General features: G+C 66.5%; 24 protein-coding genes and 1 pseudogene. 10 read left to right on the forward strand and 15 right to left on the reverse strand.

Going from position 1 to position 22762, the window contains the following annotated elements:
- Nucleotides 1–880 (reverse strand): GNAT family N-acetyltransferase (locus VFG33_RS20195; protein WP_325054468.1); only part of this gene is annotated, 880 nt, incomplete at its 3' end.
- A 139-nt stretch (nucleotides 881–1019) separates the two neighbouring features.
- Between VFG33_RS20195 and VFG33_RS20200 the strand changes: the two genes are divergently transcribed.
- From VFG33_RS20200 to VFG33_RS20220, 5 genes are all read left to right on the forward strand, one after another.
- Nucleotides 1020–1919: an ABC transporter ATP-binding protein gene (locus VFG33_RS20200; RefSeq protein WP_325054469.1), complete on the forward strand. Its 900-nt coding sequence runs from the start codon at nucleotides 1020–1022 to the stop codon at nucleotides 1917–1919.
- Entirely contained in the window at nucleotides 1912–2796 is an 885-nt protein-coding gene (locus VFG33_RS20205) for an ABC transporter permease (protein ID WP_325054470.1), read from the forward strand. The genes VFG33_RS20200 and VFG33_RS20205 overlap by 8 nt, the downstream gene beginning before the upstream one ends.
- Entirely contained in the window at nucleotides 2793–3707 is a 915-nt protein-coding gene (locus VFG33_RS20210; RefSeq protein ID WP_325054471.1) for an ABC transporter ATP-binding protein, read from the forward strand. Before VFG33_RS20205 ends, VFG33_RS20210 begins: the two co-directional genes overlap by 4 nt.
- Nucleotides 3707–4423 (forward strand): ABC transporter permease, encoded by a 717-nt coding sequence (locus VFG33_RS20215; RefSeq protein ID WP_325054472.1) that lies wholly within the window; start codon nucleotides 3707–3709, stop codon nucleotides 4421–4423. Before VFG33_RS20210 ends, VFG33_RS20215 begins: the two co-directional genes overlap by 1 nt.
- Nucleotides 4424–4588: 165 nt before the next feature.
- Nucleotides 4589–6916 carry a chitobiase/beta-hexosaminidase C-terminal domain-containing protein gene (locus VFG33_RS20220; RefSeq protein ID WP_325054473.1) on the forward strand — a complete coding sequence of 776 codons (2328 nt, stop codon included), beginning with the start codon at nucleotides 4589–4591 and terminating at the stop codon, nucleotides 6914–6916.
- 47 nt (nucleotides 6917–6963) lie between these two features.
- Here VFG33_RS20220 and VFG33_RS20225 read toward each other — a convergent pair whose 3' ends face one another.
- Genes VFG33_RS20225 through VFG33_RS20240 form a run of 4 tightly spaced genes read right to left on the reverse strand, consistent with a single transcriptional unit; the run spans nucleotide 6964 to nucleotide 10336 of the window.
- Nucleotides 6964–8154, reverse strand: a complete 1191-nt coding sequence (locus tag VFG33_RS20225) for an ROK family transcriptional regulator (RefSeq protein WP_325054474.1) — start codon at nucleotides 8152–8154, stop codon at nucleotides 6964–6966.
- Between the two features lie 38 nt (nucleotides 8155–8192).
- Entirely contained in the window at nucleotides 8193–8810 is a 618-nt protein-coding gene (locus VFG33_RS20230; RefSeq protein WP_325054475.1) for a TetR/AcrR family transcriptional regulator, read from the reverse strand.
- Nucleotides 8811–8832: 22 nt separating this feature from the next.
- Nucleotides 8833–9744: a fumarylacetoacetate hydrolase family protein gene (locus tag VFG33_RS20235; RefSeq protein WP_325054476.1), complete on the reverse strand. Its 912-nt coding sequence runs from the start codon at nucleotides 9742–9744 to the stop codon at nucleotides 8833–8835.
- A 37-nt stretch (nucleotides 9745–9781) separates the two neighbouring features.
- Complete coding sequence (locus VFG33_RS20240) at nucleotides 9782–10336, reverse strand: VOC family protein (RefSeq protein ID WP_325054477.1); 555 nt, start codon at nucleotides 10334–10336, stop codon at nucleotides 9782–9784.
- A 177-nt stretch (nucleotides 10337–10513) separates the two neighbouring features.
- Here VFG33_RS20240 and VFG33_RS20245 point away from each other — a divergent pair, with 177 nt between their 5' ends.
- Complete coding sequence (locus VFG33_RS20245) at nucleotides 10514–11164, forward strand: FMN-dependent NADH-azoreductase (RefSeq protein WP_325054478.1); 651 nt, start codon at nucleotides 10514–10516, stop codon at nucleotides 11162–11164.
- A 9-nt stretch (nucleotides 11165–11173) separates the two neighbouring features.
- Nucleotides 11174–11413: pseudogene (locus VFG33_RS41300) on the forward strand (lipocalin-like domain-containing protein); the annotation flags it as partial.
- A 12-nt stretch (nucleotides 11414–11425) separates the two neighbouring features.
- Here the strand turns inward: VFG33_RS41300 and VFG33_RS20250 are convergent.
- Genes VFG33_RS20250 through VFG33_RS20265 form a run of 4 tightly spaced genes read right to left on the reverse strand, consistent with a single transcriptional unit; the run spans nucleotide 11426 to nucleotide 15365 of the window.
- Nucleotides 11426–12094, reverse strand: coding sequence for an NAD(P)H-binding protein (locus tag VFG33_RS20250; protein WP_325054479.1), 669 nt, complete (start codon nucleotides 12092–12094; stop codon nucleotides 11426–11428).
- 45 nt (nucleotides 12095–12139) lie between these two features.
- Entirely contained in the window at nucleotides 12140–12979 is an 840-nt protein-coding gene (locus VFG33_RS20255) for an enoyl-CoA hydratase/isomerase family protein (RefSeq protein WP_325054480.1), read from the reverse strand.
- Nucleotides 12976–14652, reverse strand: coding sequence for an FAD-dependent monooxygenase (locus VFG33_RS20260; RefSeq protein WP_325054481.1), 1677 nt, complete (start codon nucleotides 14650–14652; stop codon nucleotides 12976–12978). The genes VFG33_RS20255 and VFG33_RS20260 overlap by 4 nt, the downstream gene beginning before the upstream one ends.
- An 11-nt stretch (nucleotides 14653–14663) precedes the next feature.
- Nucleotides 14664–15365 (reverse strand): alpha/beta fold hydrolase, encoded by a 702-nt coding sequence (locus VFG33_RS20265; RefSeq protein ID WP_325054482.1) that lies wholly within the window; start codon nucleotides 15363–15365, stop codon nucleotides 14664–14666.
- A gap of 127 nt (nucleotides 15366–15492) precedes the next feature.
- Between VFG33_RS20265 and VFG33_RS20270 the strand changes: the two genes are divergently transcribed.
- Nucleotides 15493–15951 carry a MarR family winged helix-turn-helix transcriptional regulator gene (locus VFG33_RS20270; RefSeq protein ID WP_325054483.1) on the forward strand — a complete coding sequence of 153 codons (459 nt, stop codon included), beginning with the start codon at nucleotides 15493–15495 and terminating at the stop codon, nucleotides 15949–15951.
- Here VFG33_RS20270 and VFG33_RS20275 read toward each other — a convergent pair whose 3' ends face one another.
- The 3 genes from VFG33_RS20275 to VFG33_RS20285 are packed head-to-tail and all read right to left on the reverse strand — an operon-like array spanning nucleotide 15952 to nucleotide 19085.
- Nucleotides 15952–16707, reverse strand: coding sequence for an SDR family oxidoreductase (locus VFG33_RS20275; protein WP_325054484.1), 756 nt, complete (start codon nucleotides 16705–16707; stop codon nucleotides 15952–15954).
- Nucleotides 16707–17924, reverse strand: a complete 1218-nt coding sequence (locus VFG33_RS20280; protein ID WP_325054485.1) for an acetyl-CoA C-acetyltransferase — start codon at nucleotides 17922–17924, stop codon at nucleotides 16707–16709. The genes VFG33_RS20275 and VFG33_RS20280 overlap by 1 nt, the downstream gene beginning before the upstream one ends.
- A 15-nt stretch (nucleotides 17925–17939) precedes the next feature.
- Nucleotides 17940–19085 (reverse strand): acyl-CoA dehydrogenase family protein, encoded by a 1146-nt coding sequence (locus VFG33_RS20285; RefSeq protein WP_325054486.1) that lies wholly within the window; start codon nucleotides 19083–19085, stop codon nucleotides 17940–17942.
- A gap of 69 nt (nucleotides 19086–19154) precedes the next feature.
- On the opposite strand from VFG33_RS20285, the gene VFG33_RS20290 reads away from it, so the two are divergent.
- Complete coding sequence (locus VFG33_RS20290) at nucleotides 19155–19781, forward strand: TetR/AcrR family transcriptional regulator (RefSeq protein ID WP_325054487.1); 627 nt, start codon at nucleotides 19155–19157, stop codon at nucleotides 19779–19781.
- A 55-nt stretch (nucleotides 19782–19836) separates the two neighbouring features.
- Here the strand turns inward: VFG33_RS20290 and VFG33_RS20295 are convergent, their stop codons facing one another.
- Complete coding sequence (locus VFG33_RS20295) at nucleotides 19837–20400, reverse strand: YceI family protein (RefSeq protein WP_325054488.1); 564 nt, start codon at nucleotides 20398–20400, stop codon at nucleotides 19837–19839.
- 132 nt (nucleotides 20401–20532) lie between these two features.
- Between VFG33_RS20295 and VFG33_RS20300 the strand changes: the two genes are divergently transcribed.
- Nucleotides 20533–20991, forward strand: coding sequence for a MarR family winged helix-turn-helix transcriptional regulator (locus VFG33_RS20300; protein ID WP_325054491.1), 459 nt, complete (start codon nucleotides 20533–20535; stop codon nucleotides 20989–20991).
- Nucleotides 20992–21015: 24 nt separating this feature from the next.
- On the opposite strand, the gene VFG33_RS20305 is transcribed toward VFG33_RS20300, so the two are convergent.
- Both VFG33_RS20305 and VFG33_RS20310 read right to left on the reverse strand, forming a co-directional pair.
- The gene (locus VFG33_RS20305) at nucleotides 21016–21798 is read right to left on the reverse strand and encodes an IclR family transcriptional regulator (protein WP_325054489.1); all 783 of its coding nucleotides are present in this window, start codon (nucleotides 21796–21798) and stop codon (nucleotides 21016–21018) included.
- Nucleotides 21795–22762: lyase family protein (locus VFG33_RS20310; RefSeq protein ID WP_325054490.1), on the reverse strand; the 968-nt coding region annotated here is incomplete at its 5' end. The genes VFG33_RS20305 and VFG33_RS20310, both read right to left, overlap by 4 nt.

A 22762-nucleotide genomic window follows, 5' to 3' on the forward strand; every position in this document is an offset into this window, starting at 1 on the left:
GCAGCAGCCCGGTCTGGGTCTCCACCCGGCGGTACCCGAGCCAGTTGTTGACGGCAAGCATCGCGCCGTTCTCGTCGTCGTTCGAGGTGAAGGCACCGGTGATCCCCGCTGCTGCGGCGCGACGCAGCGCCGCGGATTTCACCACCTTGGCCAGGCCGCGGCCGCGGTAGCCGGGGATCGTTCCGGTCATCGAGGACCAGGCCCGGTCGCCGTCGGTCTCGAGCCCGCTGAAGCTGACGATCTCGTCGCCGGCCATCGCCGCGACGCTGAGGGACTTGTCCAGCGAAGGCGCCTGCCAGACCTCCATCAACCAGTCGTCGTAGTCGACCGAGTCCAGTGGTGAGTCGCTCGGCTCGTCGAGAGTGGCGATGGTGTCGGCTGTGAAGGCCTGCCGCGGATCCACCTGGTCCATCGTGACCAGCCGGAGGTCGTCAGGTGTCGGCGGTTGCTCCGGCAGGACTCGCGGATCGAGACCCGAGTAGTGCATCTGCCGGGTGCCGTCGTACCCGCGCCGCTTCGCGAACTCCACCGCACCCGGTGAGGCGAAGGCCCGCGCCCGGATCGCCCCGATCTCGCCGAGGTGCTCGTGCAGTCGATCGGCGAGTGCGCTGCCGATCCCGTGGCGCCGATGGTCGGGATGCACGTAGATGTTGATGTTGCTCTGGCCCGGTTCGCTGGTCCAGGCGTTGAGTCCGGCCGCACCCGAGGCGACCACCGCGCCGTCGACCTCGGCGACCAGGCGGAGGAACCGCTCGCTCGGGACCTGCGTACTGATCATGTACCGCGCGGCCGCGGGCGACATCACAGAGTAGGAGAACGTCGCCCGGCGTACTGCGGAGATCGCCTCGGCGTCGTCCGGTCCGGCGAGCCTGATGTCCATGCGCGCGACCCTACCCACGGGTCCCGCCGGTCGCCACGGAATAACGCCGGCCGCGGCGACAGCGCAGTACAGGTGAGTTGGGACGGGATCGCAACAGCGGCGATTCTGCGAAGAGCCCCCCGGGCCTTAGGGTTGCCGGGTGCCCGTGATCGCGACCGTAGCGCTGAGCAAGCGGTACCCGCGTGTGACGGCCCTGGACGAGCTGACCGTCGAGGTGGGGTCCGGCGTGACCGGACTGGTCGGAGCCAATGGTGCCGGCAAGTCGACCCTGCTGAAGATCCTGCTCGGACTGATCGCCCCGACCGCCGGAAGTGCCATCGTGCTGGGACACGACGTGGTCACCGGCGGCGAGGCGGTCCGCGCACTGGTCGGCTACATGCCCGAGCACGACTGCCTGCCGCCCGACGTGTCCGCGACCGAGTTCGTCGTGCACCTCGGCCAGATGTCCGGCCTGCCGGCCACCGCCGCCCGCGAGAGAGCAGCCGACGTACTGCGCCACGTCGGGCTGGACGAGGCTCGCTATCGCCCGATGGGCGGTTACTCCACCGGCATGAAGCAACGCGTCAAACTCGCCCAGGCCCTGACGCACGACCCCAAGCTCGTCCTCCTCGACGAACCGACGAACGGCCTCGACCCGGCCGGCCGCGACGAGATGCTGACCCTGGTCCGGCGGATCGGCACCGAGTTCGGCATCCCCGTGCTGATCACCTCGCACCTGCTGGGCGAGCTCGAGCACGTCTGCGACCACATCGTCGTGCTGGACGGTGGCCGGTTGCTCCGGTCCGAGTCGAAGGCCGCGCTGACCGGCGAGACCGGAGTACTGGCGGTCGAAGTCCGCGACCTGAGCGGCCGCGATCGGCTGGGTGCGGCGCTGGCCCGGGCCGGTGCGCGGGCCCAGGCAGAGGGGCCGCTGTTGCTCGTCGAGATCACCGGTGAGGAGACGTACGACGTGGTCCGCGACACGATCGCCGAGCTCGGCCTCGGCCTGGTCCGGGTGGAGCAGCACCGGCATCGGCTGGAAGAGGTCTTCAGTGTCTGAGCCGACCCGCTCGGGAGTCATCCACGACATCGGCTATCGGCACTACGACGGGCCGCGGCTGGGCCGGTTCGCGATCACCCGGGCACTGACGATCAGCAGCCTGCGGCACGCGTACGGACTCGGCCGGACCGGCAAGTCGAAGGTGATGCCGATCCTGCTGCTGGCGGTGATGGTGGTCCCGGTGGTGATCCTGGTCGGGGTCGAGAACGCGATGAAGCTCGAGGATCCGCCGATCGTGCCAGTGAACTACATCGGCTATCTGCAACCGGTGATCGGGCTTTACCTGGCCTCGCAGGCGCCGCAGCTGTTCTCCCGCGATCTGCGCTACCGCTCGATCGTGCTCTACCTGGCCCGCCCGCCACGCAGTACCGACTATGTGCTGGCCAAGCTGACCGCACTGACCGCCGCGCTGATGGTCCTGATCGGCATGCCGCTGGTCATCCTGTACGCCGGGGCGTTGCTGGCGAAGTACGACTTCGTTGACATGAGCAAGGAATTCCTGACCGCTCTGGCCACCGCCCTCCTCGTATCCGTGCTGCTGGCCGTGATCGGCGGCCTGATCGCGGCCACCACCCCGCGGCGGGGCTTCGCCGTCGCCGCGATCATCGCCACCCTGACTGTGTCCTTCACCGCGGTGATCACCACCACCGCGATCCTCGACCCCGACGTCACGATGCAGGGCGCGGCCGAGCGGTACACCCAGATCGCCTCGCCGTTCTCACTCGCCCAGACGCTCAGCAGATTCGTACTGCGGGATCGGAGCGACTGGATGCCGACCACCCAACAGGGACTGGTCTTCGCCGCGGCCTACATCCTGCTGGTCGCCGTGTGCGTGTGGGGCGTGAACAGCCGGTACGCGAAGGTGGCGCGCGGATGAGCGTGATCCGGATCGAGAAGGTCTCCCGCTGGTACGGCAATGTGGTCGCGGTCAACGACGTCACCATGACGATCGGCCCGGGCGTCACCGGCCTGCTCGGCCCGAACGGCGCCGGCAAGTCCACGCTGATCACTATGATGGCGGGCTTCCTACCGCCGTCGGTCGGTTCAGTGACGCTGGACGCCGTAGCGGTCTGGCGGAACGTGAGCGCGTACTCCGAGATCGGGCTGGTGCCGGAGACGGAGGCCGTCTACGACACGTTGTCCGGTACGGATTTCGTTCGGGCTAACGCCGAGCTCCAAGGGCTGACGGATGCCGGTGCCGCCGCTGCCGCCGCGATCTCGGTGGTCGCGATGGAGGATGCCGCCGGGCGCCGCATCTCGACGTACTCGAAAGGTATGAAGCAGCGGATCAAGATGGCGGCGGCGCTCGTCCACGAACCATCCGTGCTGCTGCTCGACGAGCCCTTCAACGGGATGGATCCGCGACAACGCCTGCACCTGATGGAACTGCTCCGCAAGATGGGCACCGAGGGCCGGACCGTGCTGTTCAGCTCGCACATCCTCGAGGAAGTGCAGCAGGTCGCCACCCATATCGAGGTCGTCGTCTCCGGCCGGCACGCCGCCTCCGGCGACTACCGCGCGATCCGCACGCTGATGACGGACCGCCCGATGCTGTACCGGTTGCGCTCCAGCGACGACCGCCGGCTGGCCGCCGCCCTGATCGCGGACCCCTGTACTGCGGGTGCCGACCTGGACGGAACTGCCCTCCAGGTAAGGGTGATCGACTTCGAACGGTTCAGCCGGCTGGTCCCGCAGCTGTCCCGGGAACTGGGCATCCGGTTGTTCGAGGTATCCCCCACCGACGAGTCGCTCGAGAGCGTCTTCTCCTACCTGGTCGGGAGCCGTTGATGGTGGTCCGGACGATCGCACGCCTGACGCTGGCGACCCTCTTCGGGCACCGGCGCGGGCTGCTGCTGTACGTGTTGCCGGCGGTGCTGATCGGGTTGTCTCTGCTGCTCACCTTCACCGTCGACGACAAGGGCGACCTGGCCAAGGCGATCATGCAGCAGTTCGGCCTGGCGGTGATCCTGCCGCTGGTGGCGCTGATCGCCGCCACCGGGGCGATCTCGAGCGAGATCGACGACGGCTCGATCGTCTACCTGCTGAGCAAGCCGATCAACCGTTCCACCATCATCCTGACCAAGGCCCTGGTCGCGCTCGGCGTGATCTTCGGGCTGGGTGTCGTCCCGATCGTGGTCTCCGGCCTGGTGCTCGATCCGGGTGATGTGCAGACCGCGCTGGCCTTCGGAGTCGGTGCCCTGGCCGCGGGTATCGCCTACACCGCGATCTTCGTCGCCCTCTCGGTGATGTCGGGCAACGCGGTGACGATCGGCCTGTTCTACTCGTTGCTCTGGGAGAGCCTGATGGGCCAGTACGTCGACGGCGCCAAGGTGCTGTCGATCCAGCAATGGTCCCTCGCCCTGACCCGGCAACTCGCCGACGTGCCTGTCGATGCGGCCGTCAAACTCCCCCTCGCCACCCTCCTCCTGCTCGCCGTCACCCTGGCGGGCCTGGGCCTAGCGATCAGCCGCCTCCGCTCCCTCACCCTCTCCTCCGCGGAGTAGGGCGCCCCACTCCACAAGCCGGGTACGGCCCTTCGGTCGAGCCCGGCTGTTTGCTGCGCCAAGCTCCGAGGTAGTGACAAATTCCATAGTGTGGAATTAGTCTGCCCGATGTCGCTGCGGCGCCGGCCGCGCGCATCCGCTCATCTCGAACGATGGAGCTCGCCCATGAAAGCTCGTTGGCTGCCAGTGCTGATCACCGTTGCGCTGTTCGCCGGATTCCCGCCGTCCGCCTCGGGGTCGCAGACCCCTACCGGAATGCGGCTCGTCGCGGCCTCGGTGAACGCGAGCGCGGCACTGTCGACACCTGGGGCCTGCGGTACCGGTACGCAGAATCCGTCCACCGACAATGTCACCGACTACCGGCTGGACACGAATGTGGTCGCACCCGGTCGCTGGTCGTACCTCGGCCTCACCACGCCGGACACCCCGTCACTGCTCGTCAAGGGCGGTGCGGGAGCGTTCGCGGCAGACGAGTGGGCGTCTGACCTCAGCAAGCCCGAGCACGCCTGGTACGTCAAGGCTGACGGCTCGATCGGTACCGACGACCGGCCCATCGCCGAGGCCTACTCGGTGAGCGATGCGCAGAACGGCAAGACGCTCCACCTCAAAGGGACTTTCACCTCTCCCGGCGGCCGGTTCCGCGTCCTGGAGTCCACCGACGGCGATCCGTCCAAGGTGGTCGGGCCGTACACCTCGCTGTACGACTACACCGGAGTCGCAGCATCCTTCGACCTGACCGTGAAGGTCACCTCGGGTCAGGATCTGCTCTTCGTCAGCGACCAGGTGAGCACCTGGTGGGTGGCAGGCAAGCTGAGCGCCACCATCACCACCGAGAACGCACCTCCGACTGCTGCTGTGAGCGCATCGCCCGACGCCGGATCAGTGAAGGCCGGAACGTCGGTAACGCTCAGGAGTGCCACACCGGGCGCCTGCATCGCGTACACGACAGATGGCTCCGATCCGCGGACCTCCGCGACCAGGGCCACCTACACCAAGCCGATCGTCATCAAGGCGGACGCCACCCTCAAGGCCGTCGCTGTCGCGGACGGCTACGCCCCGAGCGGCGTCGCCGACCTCGCCTACGTCCTGTCCGAGCCCTTCCGCGCCTTCGCCGGCGAGAACCAGGGAGCGCTGGACGGGCTGGTCGCCGGCATCCAGTGGGACAGGATGGACGTCGACTGGAACTCGATCGAACCGTCCAAGGGGAACATCGACCAGGCCGCGCTCACGGAGTACAAGCGGCAGTTCACCGAGGCGAAGAGTCACGGCATCACGGTGCTGCCAGTGCTCAGCTACACCGCCGGCTGGGCGGCCAACCGCACCGGCTACTCCTACCCCTTCCACGACCAGATCTTCGAGTACGGACCGGTGACCGCGGAGGACGGTGACAAGCTCACCCGGCAGCTGGTCACCAAGGACGCGAAGGGAAAGGTGCTCTCCACTGAAACCGTGCAAACCAGCGCTGGAAGGACCCCGCCTGCCAACTCGGCCGACTGGACTTCCTACGTCAGCACTGTGATCGCCGCGCTGAAGCCACTGGGGATCACCTACTACCAGGTGTGGAACGAGGCCTACCCAACGTCCGGCTTCTGGACCGGCGGCATGGACCAGTACATGAGTCTGATCCACCTGCCTGCGGTCAAGGTCATCCACGACGCCGGCGAGAAGGTCGTGTACGGCGGCTGGATCTGTGGTGCGCCGCTGAGCGAGTACACCGCACTGCTCGACAAGTACAACGCCTGGAAGGGGATCGACGTCTTCGACATGCACTACATGCCGGTCGGGGCGATGGAAACGCTCTACCAGGCAGCGAAGCAGCGGGGCGTCAAGAACCCGGCGGTCTGGCAGACGGAGCTGGGCTTCACCACCCAGGACAAGTACATCGCGGACGTCTATCCGCGGGCATTCCACTGGGCGCTGAGCAGGGGCGGCACGAACCTCGACCAGTTCAAGCTGATCTACTTCGCGGCCTGGTCGCCGAATGATCCCGCCGCCTTCGGCTACAACCGCACGCTCCTCAGCGGATCCGACCTGAGCCCGAAGGGCAAGACGCTGACGACCCTGGCGAACCTGCTGCGCGGTTCCAAGGCGAAGACGTACGACACGTTCACCACGTCGCCGGCGCTCAAGCCCGACCTCAACGAGAATCTGTCGACCGCCAACGGGTTCCTGCTCGATGACAAGCGGGTCGTGCTCGCGCTCGATCTGAAGCGGCAGAACGACGCCAACATCTTCGAGGACGCGACCACAGGCGACACGCTGCACCTGGACTTCGGCAACCCGATGATGACCGTCACGTTGAACAACATCTCCAGCGTCAAGAAGCTGGAGCGGGTGGACCTGTACGGCAACAGGATCCCGCTGACCTGGAAGAGCCTCGGCCACGGACGAGTGCAGGTCCAGGTACCGATCATCGATGCCGACCCGACGGTGCACACGCTCAACCAGAAGGAGAACGAGGCCATCTTCTACCTCGCGCTGGAACAAGGCTGACCGTCCCGGAGCGGGGCGGATTCTTCACGGGTCCGCCCGTTCCGGCGTCAGAAGGTCTGGAGTGTCTTCCCCGGTTGCGTCGACGCCAAGGTATCGAGCACCAGGCAGGCCGCCCCGATCGCTCCGACATCCTCGCCGAGCCCGGTGCCGACCACGCGAATGGGGTGCACGTCCCGCGTGATCGAGCCGGCCCGGATGATGCCGGCCATCGTCGGCAGATAGCGGTCGGCGACCCTCGACCAGGTCGTGCCACCGAAGACCACGGTGTCGAGGTCGAGCAGGTTGGCGATGCTGGACACCGCGCGACCGATGCGTACGGCGGCCTGGTCCAGGATCGCGCTCGCCGGGGCATCCCCCGCATCGGCACGTCGACAGAGTTCGGTGAAATGCTCGTCGACCGCGAGTGGATCATCCTTGTGGGGAGCGCTGGGAAAGACTCCGGCGCGGACGGCTTGGCTGAGGATCGGTTCCGGGTTCGCCATCTCGCCGAGAAAAGTGGTGCCGACACCGTCCGGACCGGCCACCTCGAACTCCCCGATGTCGCCGGCATTGGCGGAGTTGCCGCGTACCACGACATCGTCGACGACGAGGCCGGCGCCGATGCCCGCGCCCAGATAGATGAACGCGAAGTTCCTTGACTGCAAGGCTTCGCCGGCCCAGCGCTCGGCCACGGCGGCCGCGATGACGTCCTTGTCGAGCAGCGCCGGCAGCCCGGTGGCAGCCTTCAGCCGGTCCCGGAGCGGGACGTTGTGCCAGTTGGTCAACAGTGGCGGATCGAGAACGGTTCCGCTGACCGGATCGATCGGTCCGGGAGAGGCGATGCCGATCGCCAGCACCCGCGCGCGGTCAATGCCGGCCTCCTCGATCAGGCCGTCGACGAGCCGGCCGATCGTCGCGACGAGTTCTTCGGGCGGATCGGCGGCCGCGGTGGTGAGGGACGCGCGCGCGACGACCGTGCCCACGAAGTCGAGCAGCACGATGATCACGACGGTCGGATCCAGGTGGACCCCGACGGCGTAGCAGCCGGCCGGATCGAGGGTGAGCAACGTGCGCGGCTTGCCGAAGCCGGAGGTGGTCTTCCCTGCCTCCATGATCATGCCCTCGTCGAGCAGCCGCTGGCAGATGTTGGAGATGGCCTGGGGAGACAGCCCTGTCGTCTGCGTCAACTCGACCCGGGAGAGCCCCACGGACGAACGCCGGATCCAGCCCAGTACGACGGCCTCGTTCAGATCGGCCAACTGCGGAAGGTTCGTACCGCTCCGCCCCGCGGGGGGCTTCATACGACGACGAGCGGTAGGAGTATTTGGTCGACCATCTCAGTGATGTCTTCAGTGGTCAGGTCGTGAGTCTCCAAGATCAGGCGCTTGACGATCAGCGCGTGTAAGACCTCGAGGACTACCGGCGTCAAACGCTCCGACGACACCTCGCCACGCTTCGCGGCGTCGCGGAGCAGGTCGGTCAGCGCATCGAAGAGTGGGTCCAGGACCTCAGCCTTGAACCGTTCGAGCAACTCGGGATCGCGCTGCGCTTCTCCCAGCAGACTGCGGAACGCCGCACCCTTGACACCTTGATGCGTGCTGGTCATGTAGCGGGTGAAGCCGATCAGGTCGTCCCGCAGAATGCCGGTCCGCACGTAGCCGGCCGGATCCATCCCCAGCTTCCCCAGCGTGTCGATCACCAGGGCCGTCGTATCAGGCCACCGCCGGTACAGCGGGCTTTTGCCTGTACCGGCACGCTCGGCCACACTGTCGAAGGTCAGCCGTCCGAACCCGACCTCGGCCAGTTCGACGACGACAGCATCAGAGATTGCCTGCTCGACCTCGGCAGCGCCCCGCCGGGTACGAACTGACCGCGCGGTGGTCCGAAGACCAGCACTGTTGCTGCGGTTCGGCATCGCGCCAGCATACGTCAGGGGCTCAGACGGCTTGCTCGTCAAGGACAGGCGTGTTCATGGACCCGAGTCCGGTCATCTCGATCCGTACGGCGTCGCCGGGCATGAGCCATTTCGGCGGCGTCATCCCCACTGCGGCGCCCGCCGGCGTACCGGTAGTGATGATGTCTCCCGGCTGCAGGGTCGTGGTGGCGCTCAGCCACTCGACGAGCTGGTACGGGTTGGTGGCCATCTCTTTCGCGTAAGTGTCCTGCCGAGGTTCGTCGTTGACCCAGGTCTGGATGCGGATGTCCTCGTAGCCGCCTGCTTCGTCGGGAGTGACCAGCCAGGGCCCCGTCGGGAGGAACGTGTCCCATCCCTTCATCCGCATCACCTGGAACAGCGGAGCCATGTTCAGCTTCTTGCTCTCACCCTCACCCAGATCGCGGGCGCTGACGTCATTCGCGATCATGTAGCCCGCGATGTGTTCCGCCGCGCGGTCCGCGGCGATTCTCTTGCCACCCTTGCCGATCACGATCGCGAGCTCGGCTTCGTAGTCGAACTGCGAGCATTCGAGCGGGCGCACGATCGGATCGGTGGGGCCTGACAAGGCCGAGCCGGGCTTGACGAAGATGACCGGAAGGGTGGGCATCTTCGCCGGGTCGACACCGTGCTCCACCAGGTGCGCGAAGTAGTTCGCGCCGACGGAGAAGAGGTTCGGCGGGTCGACGATCGGCGGGCCGAGACGCGTCTGCTCGACCGGGATCAGCTCGTCACCCCGCTGCAGCGCCGCGTCGATCCCCTCGCCGAGCCGGTCGAGGAACGGCAGGACCCGGCGAAGGGAGTCAGTCCGCTCGAGTCCGATGTCGGCCAGAACCCGCCCCAGCGGCAGTACGGAGTCGCGCACGAGCGCACCGGGAAGTTCATTGCCACGTGGGCCAAAACTGACGAGGCGCATGGGCGTCCATCCTTTCGAGAAAGTGTCGGGGTGCCGGTCAGTCGCTCGGCGGAGACCAGGCGATCAGTTCGGCGACCGTCTTTCCGTTGCGAAGCCCGGTCAGCAGCTCGGCCGGATCAAAGGGTGTCGGGCTCGTGACATAACGGTCACCGCCGGCGTAGAACGCGACCATGTCTTCCTCGGTGTAGCCGCTGTCGAAATACAACTCGATGGAGTTCTTGTCCGGGTCCTCGTAATACATCGACATCGTCGGACCGTGGTTCAGGCAAATCGTCGGAGTTGTCGAATTGCCGGCCAGTCGCGCGTGCGTCTCCAGGAGCCCGTCCAGTGTCGGGTATTCGAACGCGAAATGATTCAGCCGGGCAACGGAACCGGTGTCGGACCCCGGCATCGCCATGGAGGCGGATTCGTCGGTCTTGGCGACATTGAACATGCCGAAGCGATGGTGGCTTTCGTCGATCCGCAGGAAACAAGCACTGTGGTCCGTGGTCTCGACCCCGATCGTCGCTTCGAGAACGTCGATGTACCACTCCTTCATCACTTCGTAGTTACTGGTGTTCACGACCAGGTGGGAAAGTTTCGGAGGTGCCATTTCAGCCTCTTCTCGGGAGTTTGCCGCGTCACCCTCGAAGCTAGCCAGAAGTGCATGAACAAGTCAAGGACGGATCCGTCCTTGATTTCTGATGGCTTCGCGCCTAGGCTCGATCAGGACAGTTCCGGAGGGGTTTTTCCCGGTGCTGATACCCCCTGCCATTACCAGGAGAGCGTCATGTCCCAGTTCCGTCTCGACGCGAGCATCCGGGTGGAAGGCTCACACAGCCGCGAGATCGCCGACATCGTCGAGCACGAGTGGCGCACCGCCCATCCGCAGTCCCCGGTGGTCACCCGGCAGATCGGCATCGACCCGGTCCCGGCGACCGCCTGGGCGACCGCCGTCAAGGCGACCTTTGTGCCGGCAGACGACCGCTCCCCCGAACAGCTCCAGGCCCTGGCCCTGGCCACAGCGGAGGCCGATCAACTGATCGAGGCCGAGGCCTTGCTGTTCGCCGTACCGCTCTACAACTTCGGTGTCTCCCAGCACTTCAAGACCTGGGTGGATCTGGTGATCTGCGATCCGAGGATGAGATCGGGCGTCGAGCCGGCGACCGCGGGCAAGCAGGCTGTCCTGGTGACCGTGCGCGGCGGCAGTTACGCGGCGGGCACGCCGCGCGAAGGGTGGGATCACGCCACCGCCTGGATGCGCCGCATCCTCACCGACGTGTGGAAGCTGGACCTGAAGGTCGTCGAGTCCGAGTTCACCCTGGCCGGCGTGAACCCGGCCTTCGAGCGATTCAAGGACCTGGCCCAGCAGATCCGCGCCGCCGCCGAACAAACCGCCCACACCCACGGCCGCAACCTGGCCGGCACAATCAGAGTCTGACGCTCATCGATGCAGTCGCTACGGGAGCGCCTGGTGGGATCCTGGCGCTTGATCTCGTACGAAGTTCGCGATGCGGGCGGTGAACTCGTCGGTTACCCCTTGGGAGATGACGCCACAGGCTCGCTCATCTACACAGCCGAAGGCTTCATGTCCGTACAGGTCATGCGGCTCGACCGACCCCCGTATCGGGCCGGCGGAATCGGCGACGGCACTGACACCGAGTCCGCCGACGCAGCCCGTGGTTACGTGGCGTATGCCGGTCTAGTGGGCAGTCTTAGCGAGCGCCACGATCTCCGGGTAGGTGCGGGTGTGGACCCCCGGCTCATCGCGCTGGAGGGCCGCGATCATCGCTGTTGCCAGGACCTCGGCCCTGACCGGGCGGAATCGCCTGAGTGGGCCAAGCATCGCGCGGGCCGCGACTGGTCCGACCGCGTTCGCGATCCCCTGACCGGAGCGTGGTGTGGTGCGGTCGCCAAGCAGGGTGGCGGGCTGGAAGAGCTCGACGCACTCGTAGCCTAGGGCAACGATGTCCCGCTCGGTCTCACCCTTGACCCGCAACATCGAGATGCGCGACCGGGGGTTGGCGCCGACCGCTGAGACGATGGCGAGTCGTTGCGCTCCGGCCTTGCGGGCCAGCCGCGCCACTTCGACCGGATAGTCGTGATCGACGCGCTGGAAGGTCTCCCGGGACGAGTTCCCGGTGGTACCCAGACAGCAGTAGACATCCGTGGCAGTGAAGTCCCACTGCTCGGCGAGTCGCTCGAAATCGATCACGCGCACGTCCAGGCGCCCGTCGGAGTTGTCGACGCGAGCTAGCGGCCCGCGGGTCAGTGCCGTGACCCGGCTGTACCGGCTGTCGGTGACCAACTGGTTCAGACAGTGGCCACCGACGAGTCCGGTGGCGCCGAGCAGCAGCGCAGTACGAGACATCTTCCAACTCCCAAGAGAAATTCGGCCGGTATGGCCAGGTTCGGATCAATCCACGTCGCAGAGCTTCGGCAGGTCGAGTTCCACCTCGTTGCTGAAAGGGACACCCCCTGCCTTGACGATGAGGCGGCCGACCACTGCCTGTCCGGCGTCTGTCGACAACAGACCTCCTGCCGCGGCGGAGATCTCTGCCAGGTCCGCCGGAAGCGGGACGGGCTGGCGCTTGGTGAGATAGCTCTTGGCCATCGCGACCCCGGCCGGGTTGAAGCTCGCGATGCGACAGGCGAGCTTCTCGACGTACGCATCAAGCTCCGCGTCGGGAAGAGACCGATTCACCAGCCCGTACAGCTCCAGGGTATCGGCCTCAAGATCATCGGAACTCAGCACGAACTCCAGGGCGCGGGCGCGTCCGGCCAGAAGTTGGCTCCACTCGAGTCCACCACCGCCGGGGAGCGCACCGAAGCCGACCTCGAGCAGGCAGAGTCTCGTGTTCTCCCTGCTCGCGAACCGCATGTCCGCACTCAGGGCGAACTCGCAGCCGAACCCCCAAGCCCGTCCGCGGAGGGTGACGATGGTGACCACAGGGCTCGAGCTGAGCCAGTGGCTGAAGGCCGGCCACCCCTGCATGATCTCCAGAGGTTCGGACACCTCGCCCGATCCATCGGACATCACCAGGCCAACGTGATTGATGAAGAACTCGGGGTTCGCGCTCTTGAAGACGAGGACCCGTACGTCGTTCGCCGGATCCTCGGCGAACGACTTCACCGCCTGGAGACCGGCGAACACCTGCGAATCGACCAGGTTGTAGGGCGGATTGTCGATCACGACCGTGAAGCAGCCCGTCGCTACTTCAAGGAAGCTGACGACCTCGTTCTGGAAAGTGTTCATGAGAGATCCAGGATCTGACGCAGCGCGCCGCTCAAAGCCTTTTGCTCGTCGTCGGCCCGGTCGATCGAGCGGAAGCCGACAAATCCGTCCGGCCTGATGAGCACTGCGCCGGACGGATCCAGCCCATAGCGCCGCACGAGATCTTCGGGCTGCTCATCGACTGCCACCAGGTCAGTCCCGAGCCCGAACACTCTCACCGGCACGGCCAGTTCGGCCCGCACTTGTTCTGCCGCTGCCACCCAGCCGGCGTTGTCCGGACCGGTCAGCAGGAGGAACCCGCCGTCGTAGACATCGACCGTCGAAATCCGCTCACCCCGAAAGCGCACCCAGGAGTGCGGTGCCCGTGCGCCGGGACGAGCAGTCGGCCGATACTCCGCAACACCCGAAACGACCAACTCACTGCCGTCGGACACGATCGCCGCACTGGCGTACTGGTAGCCGAACTGCTGGCCGTGCGAGGCCAACTGGTCTCGCTGCGCGGGAATGCCTTCGGCGATCGCACGGCGCAACTGTTCGCCGGCGTCGGTCTCGATCACCGCGAGAAGACTCTTGTCCTGTAGCAGGAAACCGGTCTTCTCCATCTGCCGCGTGTTCTCCATCATCTTCTCGGCATTGAACTCCGCAACCGGGAGGCGCTCGACCTCGTACGACTCGAGCAGGCCGTCCCCGGCCCTCCACCGCAGTCTCGCGATCAGTTTCCAGACCAGATTGTGCACGTCCTGGATTCCGCTGTTCAGTCCGAAGCCGCCATGCGGCGGGAAATGGTGGGCGGCGTCGCCGGCCAGGAAGGCCCGACCCTCGCGCCACCTGTCCGCCACCGCCTGATCGTGTCCCCAGGACCAGATGTGATGAATCTTGACGGGGACGACCGCACCGATCGCGTCGGCGACTTCTTTCTCACAACGATCCCGGGTCACCAGGTCGGGGTCGGCGCCGGGCGGGATCTCGAAGTTGTAGCGCCACCGGGTGGGACTGTCCCGGATGAACGCTCCCTGGGTGTCACCGTTGATGATCCAGATGATCGGGCAAGGAAGGCCACCAAGGAGTGGGTCAAGGTCCGCGTCGAACTGAACATTGATCGCTGTTCCCAGCGACTCCTCGCCATGCTCACCGATGCCGAGGGTGCGACGCGCGACGCTGCGGAGACCGTCCGCGCCGATCACGTACTGCGCGACGGCGGTCCGTTGTTCCCCCGTCCGGTCGGTGTAGGACACCGTCACCGAGTCCTCACCGGACGCGAGATCGACAACCTCGCAGCCAAGTCTGATGGTCACGCTGTCCAGTTCTCCGGCGACCTTGGCGAGCACCGGCTCGAACATGTGCTGCCCGACCGTCGACATGCGTTCCGGCGATTGCTCATCGAAGAGCCGGGAAAGCTCCTCGTTCTCGCCGAGGACGAGTTGTCCGATCTCGAGACCGTTCAAACGGGTCATCCAGGCGATCGTGATCTCGTCGGGCATGCCGGCGGTCAGCGCCCTGACCGGGTGGGCGACTCCCCATTCCCGGAAGATCTCCATCGTCCGCGCATGGACCCCGTTCGCCTTGGGATATCTGGAGAATTCGGTACGGCGTTCCAGCACCAGACAGCTGATACCCGCGCGGCCGAGGGCCAGCGCGGCACTCAGACCGACGGGGCCCCCGCCGATGATCAACACTTCGGGGTTGTCGCTCATTTCAGCATCTTCTAACCGACGCTGTTGATGAACGAAACAGTGACGTCGATGCACTGGGTGGTGCCGGGGATCTCGAAATGATCCGCGCCCTCGAGGGTGACGTGTTCTGCCATCGGAATCGTCTTGGCGACCAGATCCGACTGCCCGGCGCCGTCCGCACTCCCGTCGACGACCAGCGCGTCCGCCTTGATCAGGCTCAGACCTTCGACGGTGACGAACCGCTTGCTGGACGCGAGATAGCCGGCCACCGCTTCCGGATCGTTGCCGGCATCGGCGATCACTCCGCGCAGCAGCATCACCATGGGGTTGTCCGTGGGTTCTGCTGAACGCAGACCGTCGATGAGCGGTTGATTCATCGCCCCGCTGTGCATTCCGCTGGTCATGACGGCGTCGGCAGCCGCGAGAACAGCAATCCGCCCGAACAGGTTCGGCTGCTCGCTCGCCGCCAGCAGCAGCGCCCAGGCACCCGCGGAAAACCCGATGGCGTCGACCGCGCCGTGCTTGGCCGCCTCGTCGAGGATGAGATCGGCAGCGTCGCGCCCGACGGCATCCTTGGACGCCCCGTGGCCGGGAAGGTCCACACCGATCACGGTCCGGCCGGCCGCCTCCAACTGGTCGACCCAGCCGTTCCGGCGCCACAGCGAATCGAAGTTCGACCCCATGCCGTTGATCAGAATGACCGGTCGCCGAAGCACTGTACTTGCGTCACTCATGCTTTTCTCCTTAACGGTGAATAGAAGATCGCTCTTGCCGACAGGCAGTGAAGATTGAGCTTGGCGAGATAGTATTGCGCAAGATGTTCTGTGTCAATACTAGTTTAGGCTCTGGTATCCTGCCGGGGTGGAAGGCTCCGAACATCCGCTCGCCGGCGACGTCAATTGGCTGCTGAATCGGGCTTGGCTCGGATTCGGCCAACGCAAGATGGCTGCCCTCGAGGAGACCGGCGTAAGCCTCAAAGAACACTTCGTGATGGTCGCGCTGCTGGACTCGCCGATGACCCAGCTGGAGTTGTCCACGCTCGTCAAGATCGACAAATCCGTCATCTCCGCGACCCTGGACACGCTCGAGGTCAAGGGCCTGGTGGTCCGGACTCCGGATCCGCGGGATCGGAGGGCGCGCAGGCCGATGCTCACGCCCCGCGGACGCAAGATCTGCCAGCGGGCGACGCTCGTGACACAGAAGGCCGAGGAGGAACTCCTCGGCCTTCTAGATCCCGCCCAGCGGCAGGCATTTCTCGACGTCCTCCGGTACTACGCCTTCTCCGAGTTCGCCGACGCCCCAGGCTTCACGCGGAACTAGTCAGCCGACGATGCCGCCGTTGAGGGTCAGGCCGCCGTCGATGGTGATGGTCTGGCCGGTGATCCAGGAGGCCTCGTCGGAGAGCAGGAACCAGACGAGGGAGGCGACGTCCTCCGGTCGGCCGAGGCGCTTCATCGGGTACGACGCGGCAACCTCGTCCTCGCGACCCTCATACAGAGCGCCGGCGAACTTGGTCTTCACCACGGCGGGCGCGACCGCGTTGATCCGGATCGCCGGTGCGAGTTCGACGGCAAGCTCAGTCGTCACACGGGACAACATCGCCTTCGTCGCGCCGTACCAGCCGATGCCGGGTGACGGCGACAGGCCGGCCACGGACGACACGTTGACGACAGCGCCACCGTTGGAGCCCATCCACGCATCCCGGCAGGCCTTCACCCAGGCGATGGTCGCCAGCACATTCGTGTCGACCATCTTGGCCGCCACGGCACTGTCGACGTCCAGCAGCGAGCCGTAGATCGGGTTGATGCCGGTGTTGTTCACCAGCATGTCCACCGACCCGTACGTCGCTACTGCAGCGGCCACGACGCTCCCACGATGCGAGGGGTCAGCCGCCTTGCCCGCAACGGCCAGTGCGTTCTCGCGGCCGCCCAGGGACTCCACTGCTTGGTCGAGGGTCTCCTGCGTGCGACCGGTGATCACCACCCGCGCGCCGTCGGCCACCAGGCGCTGGGCGATCGCCAGGCCGATGCCACGGGACGCGCCGGTGATGATCGCCGTACGGTCCTTGAGACTCATCAGCTCAGGCGCTCCAGGATGACGGCCATGCCCTGGCCGCCGCCGACGCACATCGTCTCGAGGCCGAACTGCTTGTCCTCGAACTGCAGGCCGTTGACCAAGGTGGTCATGATCCGCGCGCCGGTGGAGCCGAACGGGTGCCCGAGCGCGATCGCGCCGCCGTGCACGTTCAGCCTGTTCTCGTCGATGCCGAGCTCGCGGGCCGAGCCGATCACCTGGACCGCGAAGGCCTCGTTGATCTCGACCAGGTCCATGTCGTCGATCGTCATCCCGGCGCGGGCCAGGGCCTGCTTGGTCGCGTCGACCGGACCGAGGCCCATGATCTCCGGCGACAGGGCACTCACGCCGGTGGAGACGATCCGGGCGAGCGGGGTGAGGCCGAGCTCACGCGCCTTGGTGTCGCTCATGATCACGACGGCCGCGGCGCCGTCGTTCAGCGGGCAGCAGTTGCCGGCCGTGATCGTGCCGTCGACCCGGAACACCGGCTTCAACTGACTGACCTTCTCCAGGGTGGTCCCGGCGCGCGGGCCGTCGTCCTTGCAGACCACCGTGCCGTCCGGCAGCGTCACCGGGACGATCTCGCGCTCGAAGAAGCCGTTGTTGATCGCCTTCTCGGCCAGGTTCTGCGACCGGACCCCGAAGATGTCCTGGTCCTCGCGGGTGATCCCCTTGAGCGTCGCCACGTTCTCGGCGGTCTGCCCCATCGGGATGTAGACGTCCGGGATCAGCCCGTCCCCGCGCGGGTCGTGCCAGGTCTCGTTGGTCTCCGCGTACTTCAGCGTGCGCTGCAGCGCGTCGGCGAAGACCGGGTTGACCGAGCTGCCGTCCACGCCTGCGGAGTCGAACGACTTGTACCGCGAGACGCACTCGACGCCTGCGCTGACGAAGATGTCACCCTCACCGGCCTTGATCGCGTGGAACGCCATCCGGGCGGTCTGGGTGGAGGACGCGCAGAATCGGTTGACCGTGGTGGCGCCGGTGGTGTCCCAGCCGAGCTGGATCGCGATCCGGCGGGCCATGTTGCCGCCGTGCTCGTCGTGCGGCTCGGCACAGCCGACCATCAGGTCCTCGACCTGGTCACCGGTCAGCCCGACCTTCTCGACCGCGGCCTGGATCATCTGCACAGCCAGGTCGTCCGGCCGGATGTCCTTCAGGGAACCCTTGACCGCCCGGCCGATCGGCGACCGCGCGGTGGAGACGATGACTGCTTCAGGCATTGCTCTGTTCTCCTTCTACAGGCCCAGATCGCGGCCGATGAGTTCCTTCATGATCTCGTTCGAGCCGGCCCAGATCTTGGTCACCCGGGCATCCCGCCAGGCGCGGGCGACGCGGTACTCGTTCATGTAACCGTAGCCACCGTGCAGCTGGACACACGCGTCCAGGATCTCGTTCTGCACATGTGCACTCCACCACTTCACCTTGGCCGCGTCCACTGCGGACAGCCGGTCCTCGTCGTGTGCCACGACCGCGTTGTCGACGTACGCCTGGGTGACCTCGGCCTTGGTGACCAGTTCGGCGATCAGGAACTTGTTGTACTGGAACGAGCCGACCGACTGGCCGAAAGCCTTGCGCTGCTTCACGTACTCGATCGTCTCGTCCAGGATCTGCGCGGCGTGCGCGATGTTCGACACGGCGGCGCCGACCCGCTCCTGGGCCAGCCGCTCCATCATGTGGATGAAGCCGCGGTCGACCTGGCCGAGCACGTTCTCGTCCGGCACGAAGACGTCCTCGAAGAACAGCTCCGACGTACCGGACTCGGTCTGGCCGACCTTGTCCAGCTTGCGGCCGCGGGCGAAGCCCTCCATCCCCTCCTCGATCGCGAACAGGGTGATGCCCTTGGCGCCCTTGCTCGGATCGGTGCGGGCCGCGGTGATGACGAGATCGGCCATGTCGCCGTTGGTGATGAAGGTCTTCGACCCGTTCACCAGCCAGCCGCCGTCGACCTTCTTCGCGGTCGTCTTCAGCGCGGCCAGGTCGGACCCGCCCGACGGCTCGGTCATCCCGATCGCGGCGATCAGTTCACCGGAGCAGAACTTCGGCAGCCAGCGCTGCTTCTGCTCCTCGGTGCCCAGATCGACCAGGTACGGCGCGGCGCAGTCGTAATGGATCCCGAAACAGCTCGAGAGCGAGGCGGAGACCTTGGAGACCTCCTCGGCGAACACCGCGTTGAAGCGGTAGTCCCCGACCGACGAGCCGCCGTACTCCTCCGGCACGTCGAGGCCGAGGAATCCCTGCTTGCCGGCTTCCAGCCAGGCCGCCCGGTCGATCGTCTTCTCCTCGAGGAACTGCTCCATCCGCGGCACCAGCGAGCGGTCGCAGTACTCCTTGGCACTGGCCCGGAACGCGTCGTGGTCCTCGCCGAAGATGATCCGCTGCATGGGTGATCCCTCCCGATCGCTGGAGCTAAGCGCTTGCTTAGCTTCGCCAATCTGGGGCAGGGTGTCAACGTGTCCGCGATCACCACTCCCCTGGTCTGGGAACATGTCCAGCCCGCCGCCGCCCGCCGGCTGCTCACCGGCGCCATCGACGCGTTCGCCGAGCGGGGCTTCCAGGCGACCACCACCCGCGACATCGCCTCACGGGCCGGCATGAGCCCAGCCGCCCTCTACGTCCACTACTCGTCCAAGGAACGCCTCCTCTTCGAAATCAGCCTCTACGGCCACCGCGCAGCCCTAGAGATCCTGCGTCAAGCGAACGCCGAAGCGGGCGCAACGGGCGGATCCAGCCGTGCGCCCGCTGATCGGTTGCAGGCGATGGTTTCGGCGTTTAGTGCGTGGCATGCGGAGCACCACACGATCGCCCGGGTTGTTCAGTACGAACTGGCCGCTTTGAGCCCCGAGCACTTCGCGGAGGTGGCGACCATCCGGCGTGCGATCTCCGACCTGGTCGAGCAGGTGCTGTCCGACGGAGTCGCCGACGGCTCCTTCGCGGTGGAAGACCTGCCCGGTACGACGCTCGCCGTACTGTCACTGTCCATCGACGTAGCCCGCTGGTACGACCCCGCACGGCGAGCCTCACCCAGCGAACTCGGCAACCTCTACGCCGACCTGGCTCTCCGGATGGTCGCAGCGTAGACATGCCGAAGGCCCCGGCATCTCAGCGGATGCGCGGGGCCTTCTGCGGGACTGATCAGGCCTGCAGGGCAGCCTGGACGTCGAGGTGGATGTCCACCTTGTCACCGATCAGCAGCTTGCCACCCTCGAGCGGCACGTTGAAGTCGATGCCCCAGTCCTTGCGGGTGATCGAGGTGGAAGCCTCGAAGCCGATGATGGTCTGACCGTAGGCGTTCTGCTCCACGCCGAGGAATTCGACCGCGAACTCGATCGGCTTGGTCACGTCCTTGATGGTCAGCTCGCCGGCCAGGATGTAGTCCTCACCTTCCGGCTTGAAAGCGGTGCTGACGAACGTCATCTTCGGGCTGTTCTCGGCGTCGAAAAAGTCACCGGAGCGCAGGTGACCGTCGCGCTGCGCGTTCCGGGTGTGCACGGAGCCCAGTTCGACGGAGACGGCCGCGGTCGACTCCTCGAGGGAGTCCTTGACGGCGATCTCGCCGCTGAACTCCTGGAAGGTGCCACGAACCTTGGTCATCAGGTGGCGGACGGTGAAGCCGATCTCGGTGTGGGCGGCATCGAGGGCGTAGGTACCCGACACCAGGCCGGGGATCGTGCTGGTCGCGGTAGCGGTCTCGCTCATTGGGGGTCCTCTCGAAACGAAAAGTCTGTGGGGGCGACGAGGTCGTGAGTTGATGTGTCAACCTTTGACCCCGACAGTAGAGAGGAACGGTTTAAAAGTCAACTACATTCCCGGTACACTAATCGGGTGACGATGACGACTGGGACCCGGTGGCTGGACTCTGAGCAGCAGGTGGCGTGGCGCGCGTACCTGCTGGGCACTGCGCGCCTGATGGCCAAGCTCGACGACGACCTGCGCCAGTTCGGCCTGGGGATCAACGACTACGAGATTCTGGTCCGCCTCTCCGAGGCACCGGAGCGCCGGCTCCGGATGGCCGAGCTGGCCGACCGGCTGCACCAGAGCCGGTCGCGGCTGACCCACACCGTCGGCCGGCTCGAGGCCGCTGACCTGGTTCGCCGCACCTCCTGCAAGAGCGACAAGCGCGGCGTCTGGGCCGAGCTGACCGATGCCGGCTTCGGACTCCTCGATTCGGCCGCGCCCTACCACGTGGAGAGCGTCCGGGAGAACCTCGTCGACCTGGTCTCGGCCGAGGACTTCGCCGCGGTCGGCCGGGTTTTCGACGCCGTCTCGGAGCACATCGGCCAGCGCTGACCCCCCGGCTTGGAATCGGTACCGTCAAGCCTCGGCGGCGTGTCCGCTTTTCAGGTCGTTCTCGATCTGGCGGGCCGCCGCCTGCAGTGGGGGCAGCAGTTCGCGGCGGATCGCCTCGGACGACCCCCTGCTCGTCCTCGCCGACAGGTTGATCGCGGCGATGACTGCACCCCCGCTGTCATGGATCGGCACCGCCAGCGATCGGAGCCCTTCCTCCAGTTCCTGATCCACCAGGGCGAACCCCTGACTCCGGACCCGGTTCAGAGTCGTCCGCAGCTTGGCCCGGTCGGTGATCGTCCGCGGCGTCAGCGGCCGCAGTTCCACCGACCCGAGGTACTCGTCCAGCCAGTCGGTCGGCCGGGACGCGAGCAGCACCCGCCCCATCGAGGTCGCGTACGCCGGGAACCGCGTGCCCACGCTGATCGCCACCGTCATGATCCTCTTGGTCGGAACCCGGGCAACGTAGACGATGTCGTTGCCGTCGAGCAGCGACACCGAACACGACTCGTGCACCTCGGCGACCAGGTCCTCGAGGTGCGGCTGGGCGACCTCAGGCAGGGACAAGCTGGACAGATAGGCATACCCGAGCTCGAGGATCCGCGGCCGCAGCCCGAACAACCGTCCATCGGTCCGCATGTACCCGAGCTCCACCAACGTCAGCAGGAACCGCCGCGCCGCCGCCCGGGTCAATCCCGTCGACCGCGCCACCTCGGACAGCGTCAGCTCCGCGTGGTCGGCGTCGAACGCCCGGATCACCGCCAGCCCCCGTTCCAGGGACTGCACGAAGTCAGAACTGCGCTCCGTCATCTCGCCCCAGCAGCCCGGTCGTGAGCGGCGAGGGCGCGGTCGATGAGGGTGCCGCTGCTGCCGAGCCAGTTGGCCGGATCGAGCGCCTCATCGATCTCCTCGACCGACAACACGCGCCGTACGTCGGGATCCGCGACGAGGTGATCCCTCAGGCTCGTCCCCTTCTCAACCGCCACCTGCCCGATGCGCCCGACCACCTGATGAGCACCGGCCCGGCCAAGCGCCGGCGCCAACCGGGCCGCCACACTCTCCGACAACACCAGCCCCTGCGTCAGGTCCAGGTTGGCGCGCATCTTCTCCGGATGCACCCGCAACTCGCTCAGCAGCCGGCCGGTGCGAACGCCCGCCGCCCCCGCCAACCGCGTCAGTTCCCGCAGCGGCTCCCACTCCGCATGCCAAGCCCCGGTAGCCCGTTCATGCTCGTGCACGCCCGCGGCGTACAGGGTCGCGACCAGTCCCGGCATCCGCCGCACGATCGCCGTGATCAGCACCGATCCGACCGGATTCTGCTTGTGCGGAAGGGCAGACGAGCCACCGGACTCCCCCTCGGTCACCTCGCCGACCTCGGTCTGGGCCAGCAACGTGACATCCAGCGCCACCTTGCCGCAGGCCGCCACTAGTCCACCAAGCGCAGCCGTGAGTTCAAGGATCGGCTGCCGGTTCGTATGCCAGGGCGAGGCCGGCTTCAGCCCGAGCCGGGCAGCGAATCCCTCGATCACCGCTGGCCCCGCGTCACCGAAGACCGCCAGCGTCCCGGTGGCACCACCTAGCTGGGCGGGCAGCGACGACCGGACACTCTCGAGTCGCGTCAGGGCTTCATCAAGACCGGTCAACCAGCCGGCCGCCTTCAGCCCGAAGGTAGTAGGACCAGCCTGCTGTCCAAGGGTTCGCGCGGCCACCAGAGTGTTCCGATGCGACCGCACCAGCTCCGCACAGGCAGCGGACGCGACCGAGGCATCGGCGG

Source organism: Kribbella sp., from assembly GCF_035687465.1.
Lineage (GTDB): Bacteria > Actinomycetota > Actinomycetes > Propionibacteriales > Kribbellaceae > Kribbella.